Here is a 235-nt window from a genome sequence, read left to right as displayed (position 1 = left end):
GTCACCGATATGAACTATACCTATCCCAAATTGGTTGGGCAGATCTTCCCGAACGCCATCGTTGTTATTGATCCTTTTCACTTAGTTAACGCTTTAAACCGGGCTTTTAACAAGACGCGAGTGCGTCTCATGAAAACCCTGGCCACTTCCTCGCGCCAGTATCACGCCTTGAAACGCTATTGGAAACTATTATTAACGCCGGCCAATCACCTTAACTACGAGGCTTTCCGCAAGT

General features: G+C 46.8%; 1 protein-coding gene. It reads left to right on the top strand.

Going from position 1 to position 235, the window contains the following annotated elements; genetic code table 11:
• On the top strand, positions 1-235 hold a 235-nt coding region (locus CBI42_RS12085; protein WP_142294176.1), incomplete at both ends, for a transposase.

The organism is Streptococcus sp. KR, from assembly GCF_002238115.1.
Taxonomy (GTDB): domain Bacteria; phylum Bacillota; class Bacilli; order Lactobacillales; family Streptococcaceae; genus Streptococcus.
Note: the sequence above shows the minus strand (reverse complement) of the source record. Positions and strands in the feature narration are given on the sequence as shown.